20 protein-coding genes are annotated in these 21,676 nt (G+C 64.5%); 11 read left to right on the forward strand and 9 right to left on the reverse strand.

Annotated elements, in window-relative coordinates; genetic code table 11:
• Positions 1 to 703: 703 nt before the first annotated feature.
• The 4 genes from LDZ24_RS23740 to LDZ24_RS23755 form a co-directional block, all read right to left on the reverse strand.
• Positions 704 to 1,261 carry a hypothetical protein gene (locus LDZ24_RS23740; RefSeq protein WP_371747476.1) on the reverse strand — a complete coding sequence of 186 codons (558 nt, stop codon included), beginning with the start codon at positions 1,259 to 1,261 and terminating at the stop codon, positions 704 to 706.
• 113 nt (positions 1,262 to 1,374) lie between these two features.
• Positions 1,375 to 2,442, reverse strand: a complete 1,068-nt coding sequence (locus LDZ24_RS23745; protein WP_248323650.1) for a serine hydrolase — start codon at positions 2,440 to 2,442, stop codon at positions 1,375 to 1,377.
• Between the two features lie 30 nt (positions 2,443 to 2,472).
• Positions 2,473 to 3,762, reverse strand: coding sequence for an MFS transporter (locus LDZ24_RS23750; protein ID WP_248323651.1), 1,290 nt, complete (start codon positions 3,760 to 3,762; stop codon positions 2,473 to 2,475).
• Positions 3,755 to 5,200 (reverse strand): M20 family metallopeptidase, encoded by a 1,446-nt coding sequence (locus LDZ24_RS23755; RefSeq protein ID WP_248323652.1) that lies wholly within the window; start codon positions 5,198 to 5,200, stop codon positions 3,755 to 3,757. Before LDZ24_RS23755 ends, LDZ24_RS23750 begins: the two co-directional genes overlap by 8 nt.
• Positions 5,201 to 5,354: 154 nt before the next feature.
• Here LDZ24_RS23755 and LDZ24_RS23760 point away from each other — a divergent pair, with 154 nt between their 5' ends.
• The 4 genes from LDZ24_RS23760 to LDZ24_RS23775 all read left to right on the forward strand — a co-directional run bounded on the left by LDZ24_RS23760 (position 5,355) and on the right by LDZ24_RS23775 (position 10,260).
• A complete protein-coding gene (locus LDZ24_RS23760; protein WP_248323653.1) occupies positions 5,355 to 6,281 on the forward strand; it encodes a LysR family transcriptional regulator in 927 nt (308 codons plus the stop codon).
• Between the two features lie 39 nt (positions 6,282 to 6,320).
• Complete coding sequence (locus LDZ24_RS23765) at positions 6,321 to 7,502, forward strand: Gfo/Idh/MocA family protein (RefSeq protein ID WP_248323654.1); 1,182 nt, start codon at positions 6,321 to 6,323, stop codon at positions 7,500 to 7,502.
• A gap of 9 nt (positions 7,503 to 7,511) precedes the next feature.
• The gene (locus LDZ24_RS23770; RefSeq protein ID WP_248323655.1) at positions 7,512 to 7,958 is read left to right on the forward strand and encodes a DMT family transporter; all 447 of its coding nucleotides are present in this window, start codon (positions 7,512 to 7,514) and stop codon (positions 7,956 to 7,958) included.
• A 127-nt stretch (positions 7,959 to 8,085) separates the two neighbouring features.
• Positions 8,086 to 10,260, forward strand: a complete 2,175-nt coding sequence (locus LDZ24_RS23775) for a TonB-dependent siderophore receptor (protein WP_248323656.1) — start codon at positions 8,086 to 8,088, stop codon at positions 10,258 to 10,260.
• A gap of 14 nt (positions 10,261 to 10,274) precedes the next feature.
• Here the strand turns inward: LDZ24_RS23775 and LDZ24_RS23780 are convergent, their stop codons facing one another.
• Positions 10,275 to 10,775: an Lrp/AsnC family transcriptional regulator gene (locus tag LDZ24_RS23780; protein WP_248323657.1), complete on the reverse strand. Its 501-nt coding sequence runs from the start codon at positions 10,773 to 10,775 to the stop codon at positions 10,275 to 10,277.
• 176 nt (positions 10,776 to 10,951) lie between these two features.
• Here LDZ24_RS23780 and LDZ24_RS23785 point away from each other — a divergent pair, with 176 nt between their 5' ends.
• From LDZ24_RS23785 to LDZ24_RS23805, 5 genes are all read left to right on the forward strand, one after another.
• Entirely contained in the window at positions 10,952 to 11,968 is a 1,017-nt protein-coding gene (locus tag LDZ24_RS23785) for a 1-aminocyclopropane-1-carboxylate deaminase (protein WP_248323658.1), read from the forward strand.
• An 85-nt stretch (positions 11,969 to 12,053) separates the two neighbouring features.
• The gene (locus tag LDZ24_RS23790) at positions 12,054 to 12,374 is read left to right on the forward strand and encodes a DUF1330 domain-containing protein (RefSeq protein ID WP_248323659.1); all 321 of its coding nucleotides are present in this window, start codon (positions 12,054 to 12,056) and stop codon (positions 12,372 to 12,374) included.
• A 122-nt stretch (positions 12,375 to 12,496) separates the two neighbouring features.
• Positions 12,497 to 13,831, forward strand: coding sequence for an argininosuccinate synthase (gene argG / locus LDZ24_RS23795; protein WP_244851351.1), 1,335 nt, complete (start codon positions 12,497 to 12,499; stop codon positions 13,829 to 13,831).
• Positions 13,832 to 13,922: 91 nt separating this feature from the next.
• Positions 13,923 to 14,747, forward strand: a complete 825-nt coding sequence (locus LDZ24_RS23800; protein WP_248323660.1) for an NAD(P)-dependent oxidoreductase — start codon at positions 13,923 to 13,925, stop codon at positions 14,745 to 14,747.
• A 163-nt stretch (positions 14,748 to 14,910) separates the two neighbouring features.
• Positions 14,911 to 16,356 (forward strand): NAD-dependent succinate-semialdehyde dehydrogenase, encoded by a 1,446-nt coding sequence (locus LDZ24_RS23805; RefSeq protein WP_175943797.1) that lies wholly within the window; start codon positions 14,911 to 14,913, stop codon positions 16,354 to 16,356.
• A gap of 86 nt (positions 16,357 to 16,442) precedes the next feature.
• Here LDZ24_RS23805 and LDZ24_RS23810 read toward each other — a convergent pair whose 3' ends face one another.
• Entirely contained in the window at positions 16,443 to 17,372 is a 930-nt protein-coding gene (locus tag LDZ24_RS23810; protein WP_248323661.1) for a phosphatidate cytidylyltransferase, read from the reverse strand.
• A gap of 3 nt (positions 17,373 to 17,375) precedes the next feature.
• Positions 17,376 to 18,005: a lysophospholipid acyltransferase family protein gene (locus LDZ24_RS23815; protein WP_248323662.1), complete on the reverse strand. Its 630-nt coding sequence runs from the start codon at positions 18,003 to 18,005 to the stop codon at positions 17,376 to 17,378.
• A 205-nt stretch (positions 18,006 to 18,210) separates the two neighbouring features.
• Between LDZ24_RS23815 and LDZ24_RS23820 the strand changes: the two genes are divergently transcribed.
• The gene (locus LDZ24_RS23820) at positions 18,211 to 18,849 is read left to right on the forward strand and encodes a CDP-alcohol phosphatidyltransferase family protein (RefSeq protein ID WP_248323663.1); all 639 of its coding nucleotides are present in this window, start codon (positions 18,211 to 18,213) and stop codon (positions 18,847 to 18,849) included.
• On the opposite strand, the gene LDZ24_RS23825 is transcribed toward LDZ24_RS23820, so the two are convergent.
• Together LDZ24_RS23825 and LDZ24_RS23830 are read right to left on the reverse strand one after the other, a co-directional pair.
• Positions 18,842 to 19,816: a glycosyltransferase family 2 protein gene (locus LDZ24_RS23825; RefSeq protein ID WP_248323664.1), complete on the reverse strand. Its 975-nt coding sequence runs from the start codon at positions 19,814 to 19,816 to the stop codon at positions 18,842 to 18,844. The genes LDZ24_RS23820 and LDZ24_RS23825 overlap by 8 nt on opposite strands.
• 342 nt (positions 19,817 to 20,158) lie before the next feature.
• Entirely contained in the window at positions 20,159 to 20,383 is a 225-nt protein-coding gene (locus tag LDZ24_RS23830) for a hypothetical protein (RefSeq protein WP_175943806.1), read from the reverse strand.
• A gap of 139 nt (positions 20,384 to 20,522) precedes the next feature.
• On the opposite strand from LDZ24_RS23830, the gene LDZ24_RS23835 reads away from it, so the two are divergent.
• Complete coding sequence (locus LDZ24_RS23835; protein WP_248323665.1) at positions 20,523 to 21,662, forward strand: YhcG family protein; 1,140 nt, start codon at positions 20,523 to 20,525, stop codon at positions 21,660 to 21,662.
• The last annotated feature ends 14 nt before the right edge of the window (positions 21,663 to 21,676 follow it).

Raw genomic sequence — 21,676 nt, forward strand, 5'->3', positions numbered from 1 at the left:
CCTACAATTTGCCGCATCGGAACCGTCGGGCCCGCTTCGCGTTGCTCCGAGCGTTCCGACGTTCGATGGGCCAAACGGCGAGCGAACCAGCGGAGGGGCTGCGGAGATGGGCCGCATTTCCGTTGGCCGGAAGTTGGGCTTTCGGACTAATCAGTATGTGAATCGGGGCAGCGCGACTGCCGCATGCGGGCGGGGTTCGAGCCGGCGCGTCAATGGTGCAACGTCGTACAGCATCATCTCGAGCCGCTCCAAGCACCCGACAACGCTCATAGCGAATCACACCGATAGCAAGGGCAGAGTGCGCCAGACGCACTGTCGGGAACAAGTCAGCGACGTTCGGCGCGTGCATTGCCGGCTACAGCGCTCACTTCATGCGCGTCGCGTGGCGGCACGACTCTTACAACAAGCAGTCCATTGAGCGCTTCACTTGGACGCGCAGTGACGGTCGTATCGACAGCCGTGGAACACTATACAACCGTCATCCACCTCGGAAAACAGCGAAGAATCAATGCCTTCCGAAGACTTGCTAAACTTGTTTCACGCGTCGAGTCCGCCGCGCCGCTAACGGCGGCGAAAACAAGCCGTTACATTAGAAGAATTTGCCCCTTTCCAGGCCCGACCCCGCCGTATCGTAACAAACGATACATTATCGGCCCCAATGGCGCCCGCCGCTAATCACCCACCAGCGCCCGAACCCTCACCCTCAAGCCCGCTTCTTCCGCAATCCCTGATACGGCTCTCCCGCCTTGAACCGCTCGAGCCGGTCGCTCGCCGCAGTCAACGCGCCAAGCGTCGCGCGTTTCAGTTGATGATCGTAGAGCGACACGATCGCCGCCAGCCGATCGACTTCATCGGCGCGAATGCACCACGAGCCGCCTTCGCGCCCGCCGTCGAACACGCGCGCAATCGTTTGATCGGCTTCGATGAGGGCTTCGTCCGGGAAGTTGCCATGCCCTGCATCCGCGAGAAACTTAGCGAGCAGCATGACTTCGGCCACATGCTGAGCCGGCCCGATATCCGGCGATCCCGCGCGCAGCGTCTCGAGTGCGAGATGGGCGTGAAGAGCGAGCTCATCTGCCACGCCGCGAGCGATGGGCAGCAATTGAGCTTTCGAGAGCCGCGTGTGCGTCGCGTGAGCCGAGCGGCGAAAAGGAAGAGTGGAGGACATGCGTCGGTCGTTGGTTGGCTTCCTCTTGTTAACGAACAGGCGAAGCCGTTCTTGAGGGCTCAAACGCATTGGCGCAACACCACCAATACGCAACTAACGGTCCTTCCGCATCGCACCCACCAAAACGGCAGAGTACTTACTAACACAAACAGCGGTGCGGGCAACAGTCGCTACAAAGCCCTCACCAAAGACCCGCCCGCCGCTCCTTAGCCCTGTACCGCCCCGCGCGTCCCCATCACCGCCTCGAACATCAACGCAAAAAACTCCGCCGCGTGCGCCGAGTCGAGCCATCGCACGATCAACGCGATCCGCGACTCGGGCTCGATCCACATGAACGAACTTCCCGCGCCGATGCCGAAGTAGCTCGTCTCCGGCACCCCCGGAAACATCTTCCGCCCGGTGTTCAGCCAGACGAGGTAGCCATAGAACGATGCAAGCGGGCAGGGCGCGCGCATCCGCGCGATCCACTCGGATGAGAGCACATGCTTGCCATCGCGCACGCCGTCATCCAGCAGCATCTGCGCAACCTTCAATTGATCGTTCGCGCTGATCGACATCCCGCCGCCCCAATGAGTGCCGCCCGGCACGGACTGCATGCGCTTGCCATCGATTTCGACCCACGCGTGGTCATAGCCCGCCCAGTTCCAGTTGTCGCTCAAACCCAGCGGCCGCGCGATAGCATCGCGGAAAACGTCGGGCAGCGGCTCCCGGAACAGATGCAGCAGCGCGAGCGAAAGCTGATTGATGCGAACGTCGTTGTATTCCCAGTACGTGCCGGGCGTGCGCAACGGCCGCAACTCGCCCTTCTTGCCTGTGGGCGGCTCGCCGAACGTGACCGCGCGGTAGTGGTCGGCCTGATCCGAAAGCCCGAAGCACTCGCCCTGCCATTCGCTCGTTTGCTGAAGCAGATGCGTCCACGTGATCGGCGCATTATGCGGATCGTCGAAGCCGATGCCCGGTACACGCACGCGCACCGCTTCGTCCGGATCCGGCAACAACCCGCGATCATGCGCGACGCCCGCGAGCAGCGCGAGATACGTCTTCGCGATGCTGAACGTCAGGTCCGCGCGGTCCGGCTCGCCCCACGTCGTGATCACGCGACCATCGACGGCAAGCGCGCCCGAAACCGGCCCGCGATCATGCACCGGCCCGAGCAGCCGATTCCACGGCGGCGGATCGTTGACGTGCACGCCCCAGTTGCCGTGTACTTGCCGATCCCAAGTCGATTCGTGATCGACGGAAAACTGGATCGCACGCTGCAATGCTTCATTCATGTGAGAACTTCCTGGCTGAATTCGAAACGTTCAACGCACATCCAGGCGCTTTCGCGCCCAGACAAGCGTGAAGAGACTCACGACCGCCGCGATCATCAGATACAGTCCCGGCGCGAGATTGTTATGCGTCAACGCGATGAGCGACGCCACCGCCAGCGGCGTAAAGCCGCCGAACACAGTGGTGCCGATGTTGTAGCCGAACGCCATGCCGGTCGTGCGCGTGGCGGTCGGGAAAAGCTCGGACATCAGCGCAGGAATCGGCGCGAAGTACGTCGCCTTGAGAAGCGCGACCCAAATCACGGCGGCGAGCAGCGTCGGCAGCGACGGATGCGCGTTCATGAACATGAAGGCCGGATAGACGGTCAGGAAGAAGATCACGCCGGTAATCAGCATGATGCGCGTGCGCCCGTACTTGTCCGAGAGATGCCCGACCACCGGTACGAGCACCATCATGATGAAACCGGCCGTCAAGGTCGCGATGAAGCCGGAGGAGGGCGCGAGTCCCAACTGCCGCGCGGCATACGTCGGCATGTAGAGCAGCATGTAGTTGGCGGTCGTCGTCAGCACGAGCGATCCGATCGACACAAGCAGGCGCTCCTTCTGCGTCGCGAGCAGTTCGCGCACGGGCGACGCGACTTTCTCCGCGTGCTCGAACTCGGGCGTTTCGTCGATGCGTCGCCGGATATAAAGCCCGATCGGTCCGATCAGCACACCGAAGAGAAACGGAATGCGCCAGCCCCAGCCTTCGAGCTGCGCGGGCGTCAGCGAGCCGGTCAGCACCGCGCCGAACAGCGACGCGAGGAGCGTGCTCGCGCCCTGACTCGAAAACTGCCAGCTCGACATGAAGCCGCTGCGCTCGGGCGCGTGCTCGACCAGAAACGCCGTCGAGCTGCCGAACTCGCCGCCGGCCGAAAAGCCCTGCAACAGCCGCGAGACGAAGATCAGCACCGGCGCGGCGAGCCCGATGGTCGCGTAAGTCGGCATCAGCGCGACCATGGCGGTGCCGAGCGTCATCATCGCGATGGAGAGCGTGAGCGAAGCCTTGCGTCCGCGGCGGTCGCTGTACGAGCCGAGCACGAGCGCGCCGACCGGCCGCGCGAGATACGAGAGCGCGAACGTGCCGAGCGTGAGCAAGAGCGAGACGGTGTGATCGTGCGTCGGGAAAAAGAGCTTCGACAACGTCCCGGCGAAATAGCCGTATACGACGAGATCGTAGAACTCGAGCGCGTTGCCGATCGACGTCGCGACGATCAGGCGTGCGACGCTGCGCTCCTTGCCGTGCGCTTTGGGCGCCGTCGAAATGGTGGCGGAATCACTCATGGCGAAGCCCTCCGTTCGTCTTGCGCGGCAGATGGTCGGCCGGATTGCCGTTGGCGGCATCGCCTTCGCGCGTGCCGAGATCCCAGAAGAGGCCCGCCATGATGCGCAGCCCTTCGCTCGCGACCGACCCGAGCAAGTGCTCGTCCGGCGCGTGCTGCGAGCAGCCGGGATACGAATGCGGCACCCACAGCGTCGGCATGCCGAGCACATCGGCGAAGACGTCGTTCGGGAGCGTGCCGCCGAGATTCGGCAACAGCACGGGCCGCGTGCCCGTGGTTTGCGTGAGCGAGCGCAGCGCCCACTTGACCCACGGATTGTCCGGATCGACGCGCGTCGCGGGCATGCCGCGCTCCACTTCGACATCGACCATCGGGAAGCCGTGCGCATCGAGGTGATCGCGCACGATCTGCTGCAGATTGCGCCAGTCCGTGCCGACCACGAAGCGGATCTGCATATGCGCGAACGCGGTCGCGGGAATGGCGTTCACCGGCTTGTCGGGATTACCCGTGCGAAAGGCCAGCACTTCGATGTTGTTCCAGCCGAACACGCGCTCCGCGGGCGTGAGTCCCGGCTCGCCGTAATCGGCGTCCACTTCCGGTTCGCCCGGATTGCCGCCGACGGTAATGTCCGCGAGCGCGCGAACCACCGAATCGGGAATCGGCGGCGGGCGCAAACCTTCGATCAGAATCTTGCCGTTTTCGTCGACCATCGTCGCGATCGCGTTGGCCAGCACGATGCCCGGATTGCGCAGCAGGCCGCCCCAGTTGCCCGAGTGATGCGCGCCGTCGCGCAGCTTAACGTCGAGCCGGAAATTGATGACGCCGCGCGAGCCCAGAAACAAGGTTGGGCGGTCGGCGGCGAGGCGCGGTCCGTCGGAGGCGATCAGCGCGTCGGCGGCGAGTTCGTCGCGCAACTGCTCGGAAATGGCGGAAAGGCCGGGCGAGCCGACTTCCTCGCCGGTCTCGAAGAGCAGCTTCAGATTGAAGCCGAGCTTGCCGCCGCGCGCGTCGAGCACCGCCTTCAACGCGGCGAGGTTGATGCTGTGCTGCCCTTTGTTGTCGGCGGTGCCGCGGCCGTACCAGCGGTCGCCGTCGACCGTCACGCTCCACGGCGACAAGCCTTCGCGCCATTGTGCGTCGTAGCCGCGCACGACATCGCCGTGGCCGTAGGTCAGCACCGTCGGCAGGTCGTCGCCTTCATGGCGATGCGCGACCAGAAACGGCCCCGCGCCAGCCGCAGGATTCTCGACCACGCGGCAGCGAAAGCCCCACATCGTGAGCGTCGGCGTCAGTTCCTCGGTGAGATAAGCCATGAGCCGCGCGGCGCTATCGGCCTCCTGACTTTCGGTGCGATACGCGACGCGCCGCTGCAAGTCGTCGAGAAAAGCGCCGGACTGGAAGTAGCGGTCGGCAATCTGAAGGGCGGTGTCGCGGGTCACGTCGGTCTCCGTCGAAGCTGAAAAGGCAGCCGTAGCCGCCGACCAATTCATGCTGACCTCGCCGATATTTCTGGACAATTACAATATTTCTCACCAACCTTTGCCATTTCGGCAAAGCGCGGGTTTCGACTTCGAACGCGGATACGGACGGCGCATGGACCAGACGGCTTTACGCTATTTCCTCGAAGTGGCTCGCAGCGGATCGCTCAGCAAGGCGTCCGAGCGGCTCTTCGTCGCGGTGTCCGCGCTCAGCCGGCAGATCGCGAAAATCGAGGAGCAAATGGGCACGCCGCTTTTCGAGCGACGCCCGCGCGGCATGGTGCTGACCGAGGCCGGCCGCCTGCTCGCCAATCACGCGCGCCGCAGTCAACTGGAAGACGAGCGCGTGATCGACGAGATTCGCGGACTCGCCGCGAGCGGCCGCGCGACGATTCGCATCGCGGCATCCGAAGGCGTGGCGCCCGACTTCCTGCCGCAAGCCTTCGCGCACTTCCTGACCACGCATCCGCGCGCGCACTTTCAACTCGACGTGTCCGCGCCGTCCATCGCGACACAGCGCGTGCGCGACGGCTCGCACGACATCGCCGTGTGCTTCAGCATGGCGCCCGAGCCGGACGTGCACGTGCAATATGCGCAGCGCGCGCCGGTCTATGCGCTGATGCGGCGCGACCATCCGCTCGCATCGCGCGAATCGGTGTCGCTCGCTGACTTGCATGCATGGCCGCTCGCGATGCATAGTCAGGGCGTTACGCTTCGACAACTCTTCGACATCGCGTGCAGTCTCGAAGGACTCGTATTCGAGCCGGTCTTCGTCGGCAATTACCACATGGCGCTGCAAAGCTTCGTGCGGCTCACGGACGCCATCACGCTCACCGGCTATCTCACGGTGCGCAGCCGTCTTGGCGCCGAGGGCTTCGCCGCCGTGCCGATCCGTAATCCCGAACTGCATCAACGCACGCTGCAAATTCAGACGATGGCAGGACGCACGCTGCCGCAGCCGGTCGCGGCATTCGTCGCTCTGCTGAAGGATGCGATCGAAGACCCGGCGATCATCGACAGGAATAGCCGTTGCTCCAACTGATGCCAACGCCACACGGCATTGCGACTCACGGAGCACATCATGTCAGGCTTGCCATCGACCGGGCAGGACAAACCCGAGACACGCCCGCCGTTCGTCGGCGCTTCGGAGCGGCGCTCGCCTGTCGAGCTACCGCCGCTTGCGCCTGATCGCAAGGTGGGCTTCGCCATCGTCGGCCTCGGCCGTCTGAGTCTCGATTCGATCTTGCCCGCGCTGGCTTCATCGAAGCTCGCGCGCCTCGCAGCCGTGATGACCGGCGACAAGGCAAAGGGCGAGCGCGTGGCGCGTCAATACGGCGCGCCTGCCGAAGCGGTGTACGGCTACGACGAATGGGCGCGCCTCGCCGCCAACGACGAGGTGCAGGCGGTCTATATCGTGACGCCCAACGGCTTGCATCGCGAACAGGTGATCGCGGCGGCGGGCATCGGCAAACACGTGCTGTGCGAGAAGCCGTTGAGCAATACATCGGCCGAAGCGGAAGAGATGATTCGCGCATGCGCGGATGCGGGCGTCATGCTGATGGTCGCGTACCGCTTGCAATACGAGCCGCATAATCGCGAGGCCGCGCGGCTGGCGAGATCGAAAACATTCGGAGAACTGAAGATCATCGAAGCGCATAACGGTCAGGTGCAGGGCGAGGCGGATCAATGGCGGCACGACAAGCGCCTCGCGGGCGGCGGATCGTTGCCGGACATCGGCCTCTATTGCCTGAACTTCGCGCGATTCGTGACCGGTGAAGAACCGGTCGAAGTGTCGGCCTGGGCGTGGAGCACGCCGGGCGACGCGCGCTTCGCTGAAGTCGAAGAGAACATCTCGTGGCAGATGCGCTTTCCGTCGGGCGTCGTCGCGCGTTGCTCGGCCGCTTACGATGCGCACGAATCGCGCGTCGCACGCCTGCATTTCCAGCGCGGGACCGTGGTGCTCGATCCGGCGTTCGCGTACAAGGGCCTGCGATTGTCGGTGCAGCATCGCTCGCCGGAACGCGAGGACGTCGAGGTGCGCGAAGAGCGCGTGCTCGAAGACGCGAACCAGTTCGGCGCGGAGATCGACCACATGGCCGAATGCATCCTGACCGGCAGAACGCCCGCGACGCCCGGCGAAGAGGGCTTGCAGGATCAAAGGATCATGGAAGCGATCTATCGCTCGGCGGCGGAAAATCGCCCGGTGCAGCTTCCCGCCGTCGCCGAGCGGGACGCGTTCCGCGACGCCCGGCTCACTGTCTGAGGCGACATCATGCACTGGCTACTCGCGATCTTCGCGGTACTGGCGGGCGTCTCGAACCCGCTGCAATCGGGCAGCAACTCGGCGCTGCTCAAGGGCTTGCACGAGCCGATCGTGTCCGCGTTGATCGTCTATCTGATCGGCGCGGCGTGTCTTGCCGTGTGCGTGCCGTTCTTCGGCTTCGGCGTGCGGCCCGCGCTCTCGCGTCTCGGCAGCGTGCCGTGGTGGGCGTACATCGGCGGCATCTGCAACGCGCTCTTTCTGATGTGCTCGCTCCTCATCACGCGCAAGCTCGGGTCGGCCACCTTCACGACCATCGTCGTCATTTCCGCTGTCGTGACATCGATCGCGCTCGACCACTTCGGGCTGATGGGCTTCGAAGTGCGCGAGGCCAGCGCGTTGCGTCTGCTCGGCGCCGGCCTGGCTGTCGCGGGCGTCATCCTCATTGCGATCTTCTGACTGCGCCCGTCGACGTTCGCATTAACGCGCGTCGCCGTTAGCTTTACAAACGTAAAGCCAGCGGGCACAATCCGCCGTTGAATAATAATGATTCGCATTTAAAACCACGACGGCTACGAGAAGAAGCATGAATTCAGACAAGACCAGCCGGTTCGCCCTGCGACCGCTGAGAACGGCCGCGCTGCTTTTGTTCACGGCGAGCGCATGCGTGAACGCGCAATCGGTCGACGCCGACACCGCACCAGCGGAAAGCGCGCTGCCCGCGGTGAAGGTGACGGCCCAGAGCGATCAGGACGCGCCGTACGGACCGACGAAAGGCTACGTCGCGAAGTCCAGTTCGACGGCGCTCAAGTCCGGCACGCCGATCATCGAGACGCCGCAGTCGGTCTCCGTCGTCACGCGCGATCAGATGGATCAGCAGAACGCGCAGACGCTGAATGCCGCGGTGCGCTACGTGTCGGGCGTGACGCCGGAAACGCGCGGTGCCATCGCCACCCGCTACGATCTGCTGAAGGTGCGCGGCTTCGACGCCGACACGTACTGGAACGGGCTGAAGCTCATCGGCAACGGCTGGTATTCGACACCGCAACTCGACCCGTATCTGATGGATCGCGTCGAAGTCCTGAAAGGGCCGGTGTCCGTGCTGTACGGGCAAGCCGCGGCGGGCGGGCTGCTCAACATGGAAAGCAAGCTGCCGACTGTCGAGCCGCTGCACGAAGTGGGCGTCGAAGTCGGCAACTACGGGCACGTGCAGGGCAAGTTCGATCTGTCCGGGCCGATTGCCGGCGACGACCGCTACCTCTTTCGCGTGACCGGCATCGGACGCAAGGAGGACGGACAGGTTGCCATGACGAAGAACGAGCGCATCGCGATTGCGCCGTCGTTCACCTGGCGCCCGGACAACAAGACGTCACTCACATTGTTCGGCCTGTATCAGCACGATCCGCGCAGCTCGTCTTACGGCAGCGTGCCGCCGCAAGGCACCGTGCTCTATAACCCGAACGGCAAGCTGCCGAGCAATTTCTACGACGGCGATCCGAGCTTCGAGAGCTTCAATCGCGTGCAGGAATCCGTCGGCTACAAGTTCGACCGACGCCTGACGAACGCGTGGACGTTCCGCGCGAACGGCCGTTACATGCACCTCGCGCAGGACTACAAGAGCGTCTACGCAAGCGCGCTGGAAGACGACCTGCGCACGCTGGATCGCGGCACCGCTTATTCCCAGGACAATCTGAATACCGTCGCGCTGGACAATCAACTCGAAGGCAACTTCTCGACCGGCCCGATCGACCACACGTTGCTCGTCGGCTTCGACTATCAGCATTACGCGACGAACTTCGTCTCCGGCTTCGGCACGGCGCCTTCCATCGACATGTTCGCGCCCGTGTACAACCAGGCGATTCCCGTGCCCGAGTTGTCGAAGCAGGTCTTGAGCGGCACGCAATACGGCGTGTATGCGCAGGATCAGGCGCGTTTCGGCAACGCGATTCTCACGCTCGGCGGGCGCGAGGACTGGATCAACAGCAAGACGCGCAACGAAACGTTCGGCACGTCGTCGAGCCAGTCCGACCGCGCGTTCACGGGCCGCGCCGGTTTGACGTATGTATTCAACAACGGCATTGCGCCGTATGTGAGCTATACGGAGTCGTTCACGCCGCAAGTGGGCACCGACATTAACGGCCGCGCGTTCGACCCGGAGCGCGGGCATCAATATGAAGTGGGCGTGAAGTATCAGCCGAAGGGCTACGACGCGCTTTTCACGGCGGCACTATTCGATCTGACGCGCGCAAACTTGCTGACCGTCGATGCCACGAACCCGAATTTCCAGTCGCAAACCGGCGAAGCGCGCTCGCGCGGCGTCGAGCTCGAAGCGAAGGTCAGTCTCACTGATTCGTTGAACGTGACGGGAAGCTATACGTATCTGAATACCGTCTACACGAAGGACAACGGCGGCCTGAAAGGCAAGCATCTGCCGGCGGTGCCGCAGAACCAGGCGTCGTTGTGGGCGTATTACACGATCAATCGCGGGCCGCTTGCGGGCCTTTCGCTCGGCGCGGGCGGGCGATACACCGGCACGACGTACAGCACCCAGAACGACTTCAAAGTGCAGAGCTTCTTTCTGGTCGATGCCACGCTGCGCTACGACCTCGGCCACGCGGCAGCGCAGCTGAAGGGCGCGGAGTTGTATGTCAATGCGCAGAATCTCTTCGACAAAGAGTATGTGGCGTCGTGCTACTACGGAAGCTGGTGCGCGTTCGGCTACGGGCGGCAAGTGTTCGCAGGCATGAACTATCGCTGGTAGTGCACATGCGCGCGTCACACGGGGAATGCTGTCGTCGAGAGAATTTCCCGCAGAACGACGAAGGTCCGTATCTGCCGCACGCCCGGCAGATACAGCAGCTTCTCTGCGTGCAGCCGGTTGAAGCTGTCGCTGTCGCGCGTGCGGATCAGCATGAAGAAATCGAACTCGCCGGTGACGACATGACACTCCATGCAGCCCGGCACCTTTTGCGCGGCCTTTTCGAAGTCGGTGAAGGACTCCGGTGTCGAGCGATCGAGCACGACGCCGATCAGCACGAGCATGCCCGCATCCAGCGCCTTCGGGTTCAATAGCGCGACGGTGCCGCGAATCAGCCCGGCTTCGCGCAGCCGTTCGACGCGCCGCAGGCACGCGGGCGGGCTCAGGTGAACCTTGGCGGCGAGCGCGACATTGGAGATGGATGCATCGCGCTGAAGCTGACGCAGGATCGCACGATCGACGCGATCGATCTCGTTGCCCGATGCTGGCGGCTCTCGCCGTAGCGTGGTTTTTTTCATTGCGTGCCCGCGTCGTTCGAAGAAATAAAACTGCGCTGCGTCGAACCGATAAGCGGCTACGTTAGGCCAAAGCCAATTTATTCGCAACGCCGACATCTCCCAGATTGACTACGATTTCGGTCAGGCGTCGCGGATCATGCGCGGCAGCCCGACCTCAATCGCACAGGATGCCGACCATGAACCTGCAACGCTTTCCCCGCTACAAGCTCACATTCGGGCCGACGCCCATTCAGCCGCTCAAGCGCCTGAGCGCGCATCTCGGCGGCAAAGTCGAGCTGTATGCGAAGCGCGAGGACTGCAACAGCGGTCTCGCGTTCGGCGGCAACAAGACGCGCAAGCTCGAATACCTCATTCCCGAGGCGCTCGAACAAGGCTGCGATACGCTCGTGTCCATCGGCGGCATTCAGTCGAACCAGACGCGTCAGGTCGCCGCCGTCGCCGCGCATCTCGGCATGAAGTGCGTGCTCGTGCAGGAGAACTGGGTCAACTACTCGGACGCCGTCTACGACCGCGTCGGCAATATCCAGCTGTCGCGCATGATGGGCGCGGACGTGCGGCTCGTGCCCGACGGCTTCGATATCGGCATTCGCAAAAGCTGGCAGGACGCGATGGACAGCGTGCGCGCGGCGGGCGGCAAACCGTTTCCGATACCGGCGGGCTGCTCGGAGCATCCGAAGGGCGGGCTGGGTTTCGTCGGCTTCGCGGAGGAAGTGCGGCAGCAGGAAGCCGAACTCGGCTTCAAGTTCGACTACATCGTGGTGTGCTCGGTGACGGGCAGCACGCAGGCCGGCATGGTCGTCGGCTTCGCGGCGGACGGCCGGGCGCGGCGCGTGATCGGCATCGACGCGTCCGCGAAACCGCAGCAGACGCACGATCAGATCACGCGCATTGCGAAGCACACGGCGGAACTCGTCGATCTCGGCCAGGACATCACGCGCGACGACGTGATTCTCGACACGCGCTTCGGCGGCCCCGAGTACGGCCTGCCGAACGAAGGCACGCTCGACGCCATTCGCCTGTGCGCGCGGCTGGAAGGCGTGCTGACCGATCCCGTCTACGAAGGCAAGTCGATGGACGGCATGATCCAGATGGTGCGCAACGGCGAGTTCCCGGAAGGGTCGAAGGTGCTGTACGCGCATCTGGGCGGCGTGCCCGCGCTCAATGCGTACAGCTACCTGTTTCGCAACGGCTGACTCGCTTTACCTCGCACGTAATCGACGCGACGCGCGCGGGGCGGCAAGATCGGCGGCATCCCCAGACAGAAGAAGGAGCCGCGAAATGACTGCTTACGCCGTTGGGCATCTGCACGAAGTCGAGATGTGCGCGGATATCGTCGCGTATCTGGAGCGAATCGACGCCACGCTCGCGCCGTTCGGCGGGCGATTCATCATTCACGGCGGGCCGTGCGACGTGCGCGAGGGTGAGTGGCACGGCGATCTCATCGTGATCGCGTTTCCGGATGCATCGGCCGCGCGGGGCTGGTACGAGTCCGACGCGTATCGGCGCATCCTGCCGCTGCGCACCCGCCACGCGCGCGGCGCGGTCTTTTTGATCGACGGCGTCGATCCAACGCACAAGGCGACCGACATCCTGCACTAACGGCGGCTCGCGGCGAACGACCGTCTACACGCGCGGTTTTGGCGCAAACTTGTCATATCACCGGTCATGGTTGATACTGCCCAGTTGCACCTTTCCCGTACGTCGACTTAACGGTTTCGCTAATGAGCACAATTCTTGAAAGCCTTCCGACTGGGCAAAAAGTCGGTATCGCGTTCTCAGGTGGCCTCGACACCAGCGCCGCGCTGCACTGGATGCGCCTGAAGGGCGCGGTGCCGTACGCCTACACGGCCAACCTCGGCCAGCCCGACGAAGACGACTACGACTCCATTCCCCGCCGCGCCACGCAATACGGCGCGGAAGGCGCGCGCCTGATCGACTGCCGCGCGCAACTGGTCGCGGAAGGCATCGCCGCGCTGCAATGCGGCGCGTTCCATATCTCGACGGCGGGCGTCACCTACTTCAACACGACGCCGCTCGGCCGCGCCGTGACCGGCACCATGCTCGTCGCCGCCATGAAGGAAGACGGCGTCAACATCTGGGGCGACGGCAGCACGTACAAGGGCAACGACATCGAGCGTTTCTATCGCTACGGCTTGCTCGTGAATCCGGACCTGAAGATCTACAAGCCGTGGCTCGACCAGACGTTCATCGACGAACTCGGCGGCCGCGCGGAAATGTCGGAGTTCATGCGCCAGTCGGGCTTCGAGTACAAGATGTCGGCGGAAAAGGCGTATTCGACGGATTCGAACCTGCTCGGCGCCACGCACGAAGCCAAGGACCTCGAAAGCCTCGAATCGGGCATCAAGATCGTGAATCCGATCATGGGCGTCGCGTTCTGGCGCGACGACGTGAAGATCGACAAGGAAGAAGTGACGATCCGCTTCGAGGAAGGCCGCCCGGTCGCGCTCAACGGCAAGACGTTCACCGACGCGGTGGAACTGCTGCTGGAAGCCAACCGCATCGGCGGGCGTCACGGCCTCGGCATGAGCGATCAGATCGAGAACCGCATCATCGAGGCAAAGAGCCGCGGCATCTATGAGGCGCCGGGGCTCGCGCTGCTTTACATCGCGTATGAACGGCTCGTGACGGGCATTCATAACGAAGACACCATCGAGCAGTATCGCGAGAACGGCCGCCGCCTCGGACGCTTGCTGTATCAGGGCCGCTGGTTCGATTCGCAGGCCATCATGCTGCGCGAAACCGCGCAACGCTGGGTCGCGCGCGCGATCACCGGCGAAGTGACGCTCGAACTGCGCCGCGGCAACGACTACTCGATTCTCAGCACCAAGTCGCCGAATCTGACGTATCAGCCGGAACGCCTGTCGATGGAAAAGGTGGCGTCCACGTTCTCGCCGCGCGACCGCATCGGCCAGTTGACGATGCGCAATCTCGACATCACGGATACGCGCGACAAGCTGCGCATCTACGCGCAAGTCGGGCTGCTCACGCCGGGCGAGGCGTCCGCGCTGCCGCAGATCAAGGGCGACGAGGCCTGACGCCACGCGTCCGGTCGCCGGATGAGCGCTGCGAGCGCGCGCTCATCCGCGTATCCTGTGGGTCTCGTCACCGATCCGCAAGGAGCCGCACTTGACTCGTTTGACCATTGCGCTGCTCGGCGCGGGCAGCATGGGATCGGCGGTCGGTCTGGCGCTGTCTGCCTCCGGCGCGCGCGTGCTCACGACGCTCGAAGGTCGCAGCGCCGCGAGCGCCGCTCGTGCAAAAGACGCAGGCATGGAGGACGCGAGCCTCGCCGAACTGGCCGCGTGCGATTTCATTCTTTCGATCGTGCCGCCGGCCGTCGCCATTCAGACTGCCGAACGTCTCGCGCCCGCGCTCACGCAGGCGGACCGAAAAGCCGTCTTCGTCGACTGCAACGCCATCAGCCCGGACACCGCCGCGACCATCGCCCGAACGGTCGATGCCACCGGCGCGCCGTTCGTCGATGCCGCCATCATCGGGCCGCCGTCGGCGCCGAAGTTTTATCTCTCCGGACTGCACGCCGCGCGCGCAGCCGTACTCGGCGACGCGGGCCTGAACGTGCGCGTGCTCGACGGCCCGGTCGGCGCAGCCTCCGCGCTCAAGATGTCGTACGCGGGCATCACGAAAGGGCTGACGGCGCTGGGCTCGGCCATGTCGCTTGCCGCCATGCGCAACGGCGCGGGAGAGGCGCTTTTCGACGAACTCCGCGAGAGCCAGCCCCAGCTTGCCGCGTGGCTTGACGGTAACGTGCCGCGCATGCCGCCGAAAGCGTATCGCTGGGTCGCGGAGATGGAAGAGATCGCCGCGTTCATCGGCGATGCGTACCCGGAGCATCGCATCTACGAAGGCGCGGCGGCCCTGTACGCGCGGCTCGCAAGCGACAAAGCCGCGACCGACGCGCTCATCGACTTCTTCGGCAAGCGCGGGAAGTGAAGGGCGACCCATGCACGCCCGCGATTTAATCCGTATCCTTTTCCTTTTCGACGACGATGCAGCGCGGCGCATGCGCCGAAGCGCCGAAGCGGCAATCGTCGTGCAATAGACGCCGCGCCGGAAACGCACCGGCGCGGACCATCTTTCCAGCAAGAGGTGCTCAATGACTGCAGGTACGTATCAGAACACGCGTCTTTATATCAACGGCGAATGGTGCGACGCGCAGGGCGGCGCCACGCTCGACGTGGTGAACCCGGCCACCGGCGAGAAAATCGGCACCGTCGCGCGCGCCGGCATTCCGGATCTGGATCGCGCCGTGGCCGCCGCGCAAGCGGGCTTCGCGACGTGGCGCAAGATGAGCGCGCTCGAACGCGCCTCGCTGATGCGCAAGGCCGCCGCGCTCGTGCGCGAACGCGCCGACAGCATCGCGCGCCTGATGACGATGGAGCAGGGCAAGCCGCTCGCCGAAGCGCGCATCGAAGTGAACTCGGCGGCGGATATCATCGAATGGTTCGCGGACGAAGGGCGCCGCGTCTACGGCCGGATCGTGCCGCCGCGCAACGTCAACGCGCAGCAGACGGTCGTGAAGGAGCCGGTCGGCCCGGTCGCCGCGTTCACGCCGTGGAACTTCCCGGTCAATCAGGTGGTGCGCAAGCTCTCGGCCGCGCTTACGACGGGCTGCTCGTTCATCGTGAAGGCGCCGGAAGAGACGCCGGCATCGCCCGCCGAACTCATCCGCGCGTTCGCCGACGCGGGCGTGCCCAACGGCGTGCTCGGACTCGTGTTCGGCGATCCGCCCGAAATCTCGAAGTACCTGATCGCGCATCCGGTCATCCGCAAAGTGACGTTCACCGGCTCGACGGCCGTCGGCAAGCAACTCGCCGCGCTCGCCGGTCAGCACATGAAGCGCGCGACGATGGAACTCGGCGGCCACGCGCCCGTGATCGTCGCGGAAGACGCAGACGTCGAGCTTGCCGTGAAGGCGTCGGGCGCGGCGAAGTTCCGCAACGCGGGCCAGGTCTGCATCTCGCCGACGCGCTTTCTGGTTCACAACAGCCTGCGCGACGACTTCGCGAAGGCGCTCGTCAAGCACGCGGAGAGCCTCTCGGTCGGCGACGGCCTCGCCGAAGGCACGACGCTCGGGCCGCTCGCCAACGCGCGGCGCATCACCGCGATGGCGAGCGTCGTCGAGAACGCGCGTCAGGCGGGCGCGAAGATCGCGACGGGCGGCGAGCGCATCGGCTCGGCGGGCAACTTCTTCGCGCCGACCGTGCTGACCGACGTGCCCCTCGAAGCCGACGTGTTCAACAACGAGCCGTTCGGCCCGGTCGCGGCCATTCGCGGCTTCGATTCGCTGGAGGACGCCATCGCCGAGGCGAACCGGCTGCCGTACGGCCTGGCCGGCTACGCGTTCACGCGCTCGTTCAAGAACGTGCACTTGCTCACGAACCAGCTCGAAGTGGGCATGTTGTGGATCAACCAGCCCGCGACGCCGTGGCCGGAAATGCCGTTCGGCGGCGTGAAGGATTCGGGCTACGGCTCCGAAGGCGGACCCGAGGCGCTGGAGCCGTATCTCGTGTCGAAGTCGGTCACGGTGATGGCGGTCTGATCTCCGCTCTTTGCCCGCAATGACGCTTGGCGGCCCCGCAAGGGGCCGCTTCGCTTTGGGCCGCTCAAACTTGGGCCGCTCAAACGTCAGACATAGAGGTATCGAACGAGGTGAAAGAACACCGGCGCCGCGAAGCAGACGGAATCCACGCGATCCAGCATGCCGCCGTGTCCCGCAATCATCACGCCCCAGTCTTTCGCGCCGAGCGAGCGTTTGACCGCCGACAGCACGAGCCCGCCGACGAAGCCCGCGAGCACGATCGCCAGCGACATGAGAAACGCCGCGCCGAATCCGAACGGCGTCACGCGATACAGCGCCGCGCCGCACAGGGTCGCGAGCAATCCGCCGCCGACGAAACCTTCCACGGTCTTCGAAGGCGACAGCACCGGCGCGATCTTGCGCCGCCCGAAGAGCTTGCCGACGACATACTGCAACACATCGCTGATCTGCACGACGAGCAGGAAGTAGAACAACAGCAGCGCGTTCTGCCCGCGATAACCGGGAATATCGAGCGTCAGCAGCGCGGGCGCGTGGCTCAGCCCGTACACGCACACCATCAGCGCCCAGTTGATGCGCGCGTTGCGGCTCAGGAACTCGCGCGTGTCCTGCGTGAGCGCGGAGACGAGCGACATCGCGAAGAAAAGATGCACCGGCACGAAGATCGAATACATGCCGTACCAGTCGATGCCGAGCAGCACGTATTGCACCGGCACCGCGACGAAGAACGCGACGAACAGCGTGGTGTGATCGCTCGCGGTGGTCGGCGTGAGCGTGATGAATTCGCGCAGCGCGAGATACGAGAGCAGCGCGAAGACGACGAACGTCGCCTTGTCGCCGAGACCGATGGCGACGACCATCACCGCGATCATGCCCCACCAGGCACGGATGCGCTGGTTCAGATTGACGATGGTCGCGCTCGTGCCCTTTGCGCGCGCGCCGAGCACCGCGCCGATCAGCGTCGCGAAGGTCAGCGCGCCCACGACGCCCGCGACCAGATTCCAGAATGAAGTCGGCATAGCTTAATTTCGATGTGCTGATTGAGCGAGCGCGATCACGGCGTCGCGCATCCGGGCGAGAAACGGCGCTTTTTCTTCGCCGTCGCGCAGTGTTTCGCTCGCGCCGACGTGCACCTTGCAGATGAGCGGAATTGGCCAGATAGCGCCTTTCGGCATGATTCGCTGAAGGTTCTCCAGATACACGGGCGTCAGCGCCACGTCCGGAAACTCGCTCGCCAGATGAAAGAGCCCGCTTTTGAACGCTTGAGGCAGCGCATCGGCGCCGCGCGTGCCTTCCGGGAAGATGATGATCGAGTGGCCGTGCCCGAGCGCGTCGCGCACCGGATCGAGCGGATCGCCTTCCGTCTCCCGGCGGCGGTCGATCAATACGGCGTTGAGCAGATTGCGCGCGATATGTCGCTTGATGCGGCCGGTAGCCCAGTAATCGCGCGCGGCGACAGGCCGCACGGCATCGCGCAGTTTGCGTGGCAGCGCAGCGAGAATCGCGAGCGTGTCGATATGGCTCGTGTGATTCGAAAAATAGAGCTTCTGCGTGGCGGTCGGCGCGGCGCAATGCCATACCGGATACGCGCCCGCAACGAGCCGCACCAGCGCGAGCAGCAGGTCGCGCTGCCAGACGTGCATGAGTTTCATCGGGTAAGAGTGCGAATAGTGATTGTCAGGCTGCTATTCCTTTCACATCCGCCGTTGGCTTGCAATGCACAGTGACGAGATTTGCCAGATATCGGCGATGCTGTGACAAACCTGCTCAAATGTTGAGCTTCGGCGTCCTTATCGTTTGACGCGTGCGGAAAGGGCCGCGATAGTAGCGCCTTGTTTTCGACATCCCACCCGTCTCATGAGCCTCTACGCACTCAAGCCCCGCTTTCAGAATCTCTTGCGTCCGCTGACCGACTGGCTCTTTCGCCACGGCGTGACCGCGAATCAGGTGACGTTGACCGCGGCGGGCGGATCGATCGCGGTAGGCGCGGTCGCGGCGTTCGGCTCGCCGCGCCATTCCCTGTTCCTGCTGATTCCGCTTTGGCTTTTCATCCGCATGGCGCTCAACGCCATCGACGGCATGCTGGCGCGCGAGCACGGCCAGAAGAGCGCGCTCGGCGCGTACCTGAACGAACTGGGCGATGTGGTCTCCGACGTCGCGCTCACGCTGCCGTTTCTCGCGGTGCAGGCGTTCTGCGCGGCCGATGTCTGGCTCTTCGCGCTCTTGGCGGCGATCGCGGAATGCGCCGGGCTCGCCGGGCCGCTCGCGGGCGCGAGCCGGCGTTATGACGGACCGTTCGGCAAGAGCGACCGCGCCTTCGTGCTCGGCGCGTTTGCGCTCTGGGTCGGCGCGGGCGGCGCGGGCGGCGCAGTGGGCGCGGCCGGCGTGGGACTGTGGCGCGCGTTGATCGTCTTGTCGCTCGTGACGGCGATCCGGCGCGTGCGCGCGGGCGTCGCGGAGGCGAACCGCGCGCGCGTCGGGAGCGATGTCAGTTGAAGCGGCGCACGAAGCGATAAAAGATACGCGGATGGATCTTCAGAAGACACATCGCGACGGATAACTTGGGCCGCTTGTCCGCGTAGATCTTGCCGACATGCGTGAAGCGCAGCTTGCTCGCGACGCTGTCGAGTATCGGAGCGGCCGTCGCGTAATCGGGCGCGAGGCGCGCGGCTTCGAACGCGATGTTCCGGTACGCATACACGTACTTGAGCCGGAAAAAGAGCTTGCTGCCGTTGTCGATGGGCAGCCCGCGCGTGTCGCGCTCCACGCGGTCCATGATTTCGAACAGGTCTACGATACGCGGATTGAAGCGCACCGAAAGCCCGTTGCCGCGCTTCACGTAGAAGTACAGTTCGTCGGGAATCAGCCGCACCACGCGCGCGCGCGAAAGCGCCTGCACGCAAACGAGAATGTCTTCGTAGATGAGCCCGGCCGGATGCTCGACCGAGGCGAACAGCTCGCGCTTGAAGAGCTTGTTCCAGCAGTACGCCTGCAGGCTCAGGTCCATGATGCGGCCCACGGCCTGAAGTCCGGTGATGGTCTCGTTGCCGGTCTTGACGCGATAGACCTCGCGTCCCTGCGGGTCGATGCACTTCGCCGCGAAGATCACTACGTCCGCGCCGTGCTGGTCGGCTTCGCGGCACACCACTTCCACGACGTTCGGCGCGACGAAATCGTCGCTGTCCACGCACAGCACGTACTCGCCGCTCGCGTGACTCACCGCGATGCGCCGCGTCTCCGCAATGCCGACGTTCTTCTCGTTGCGCACGAGCTTCCACGGAATGACGTGCTGCGCTTCGAGCAGCGCGCGCGCGACTTCGCCGGAGCGGTCGGGACTGCAATCGTCGACGGCGATGATCTCGAAGTCGGTGCGCGTCTGCGCGAGAATCGAGCGGACGCACTCGGCGATGCATCCTTCCACGTCGTACATCGGCAGAAGAATGCTGACTTTCGGTGTAGGCATGCAGGCTCTCACGGGTGGCCGGGGAAAGGGCGGTATGCAGCACCGTTGGAAGCGGCCTCGCGATGAAAACGGCGGTGGACCGCCGTCGAGACTAACGTGACGAATCGCGCCGGATTGTGCGGCACCGCACATAGCGGCGATGCGCGGCTGCGTGCATCGCTTGCTGCCGGTATGCGAGTTTCGCGACCTTAACGCCCTTTACTGCCGACTTCCGCAACGCCGCTTCTTGCGGCTGCGGCGTGAGCGCGCTGGCTTTCGCTGCGTGAACCGGGCGACCTCGACGCGTCGATCCCGACGAGCCCGCGACGACGCCGCACGAACCGAGACCGTGAGCCGCGCGCTTCAGCTAATGAACACGAGCTGGTCTTCGTGCGCCGCCGAGTGCCGGTACCAGCACACGCGCCCCGCGCGCACGTCGAGCAACACCTGATCGAGGCCGGCTATTTCGATGCCGTCCGTCCTGCATCCGTCGATAGCCGGTGCCGCGCGATTCATCCGCGCCAGTTCCCGCTTGAGTTCCATCAGACGCTTGATGGCGCCTTGCCTTGAGGTGAAATATCGAGTCATTGACCGCCGAACGCTGATCCGCCTGGAGGGCCACAGCGTAGGGCGATTCATCGGACAATAATGTGCGCTCGGCGACACACGCGCGTATGCGACACTTCGCTCGAAGGCGCCGTGTGCGCAGAGGAAAGGAAAAACGACGATGAACGACGTGATGCTGCCCGAGGACGACTACGACGCGACGCTCGGCGACGTGCTGACGTTGCTCGAACAGGGCCGTCAGGCGGCGGCGCGCAGCATCAACGCGCTGATGACGGCGACGTACTGGCGCATCGGGCACCGGATCGTCGAATTCGAGCAGGGCGGCGCGGGCCGCGCGGCGTACGGACAGGCGCTGTTGCAGCGGCTCTCGGCCGATCTGACGAGGCGCTTCGGGCGCGGCTTCGGCGTCGACAATCTGGAGCTGATGCGCCTCTTCTACCAGGCGTATGCGAGCGCCGGGATTTCCGAATCGCCGATTCGGAATTCGGCGGCGTCCGCGTCCGCGGGAAAATCCGAACCGGCGATTCGGATTTCGACGCTCGCGCAACTGGCCGAGCGGTTCCCGCTCTCGTGGACGCATTATGTCCATCTGATGCGGCGCACCCGTTCCGACGACGAGCGGCGTTTCTACGAAGCCGAAGCGCTGCGCGGCGGCTGGAGCGTGCGGCAACTCGACAGGCAGATCGGCAGTCAGTTCTACACGCGCACGCTGATGTCGCGCGACAAGCGGGCGATGCTGGACAAAGGCGCCATCGCCGAGACGCGCGACATCGTGACGCCCGAGGAAGCCATCAAGGACCCGTACGTGCTCGAGTTCCTCGATCTGAAGGACGAGTACTCGGAAAGCCAGCTCGAGGACGCCCTGATTCATCGGCTCGAGGACTTTCTGCTGGAACTGGGCGGCGACTTCACGTTCGTCGGACGGCAGCGGCGCCTGCGCATCGGCGATAGCTGGTATCGCGTGGATCTGCTGTTCTTTCACCGGCGGCTGCGGTGTCTCGTCATCATCGACCTGAAGCTGACCGAGCTTAATCACGCCGATGTCGGGCAGATGCACATGTACTGCAATTACGCGAAAGAGCACTGGATGCTGCCGGGCGAGAACCCGCCGGTGGGCCTGATTCTCTGCGCGCGGACCAATGCGGCGGTCGCGAAATACGCGCTCGACGGTCTGCCGAACAAGGTGCTCGCCGCCGAATACCACATGATGCTGCCGGACGAGGCGGTGCTCGCCGAAGAACTGGCGCGTGTGCGCAGAGAGCTGGAAGCGGCGCGGCTCGCGGAAGGCGGCGAAGCGTAGCCGCGTCGCGCAGC

Source organism: Caballeronia sp. Sq4a, assembly GCF_023170545.1.
In the GTDB taxonomy this organism is placed as follows: domain Bacteria; phylum Pseudomonadota; class Gammaproteobacteria; order Burkholderiales; family Burkholderiaceae; genus Caballeronia.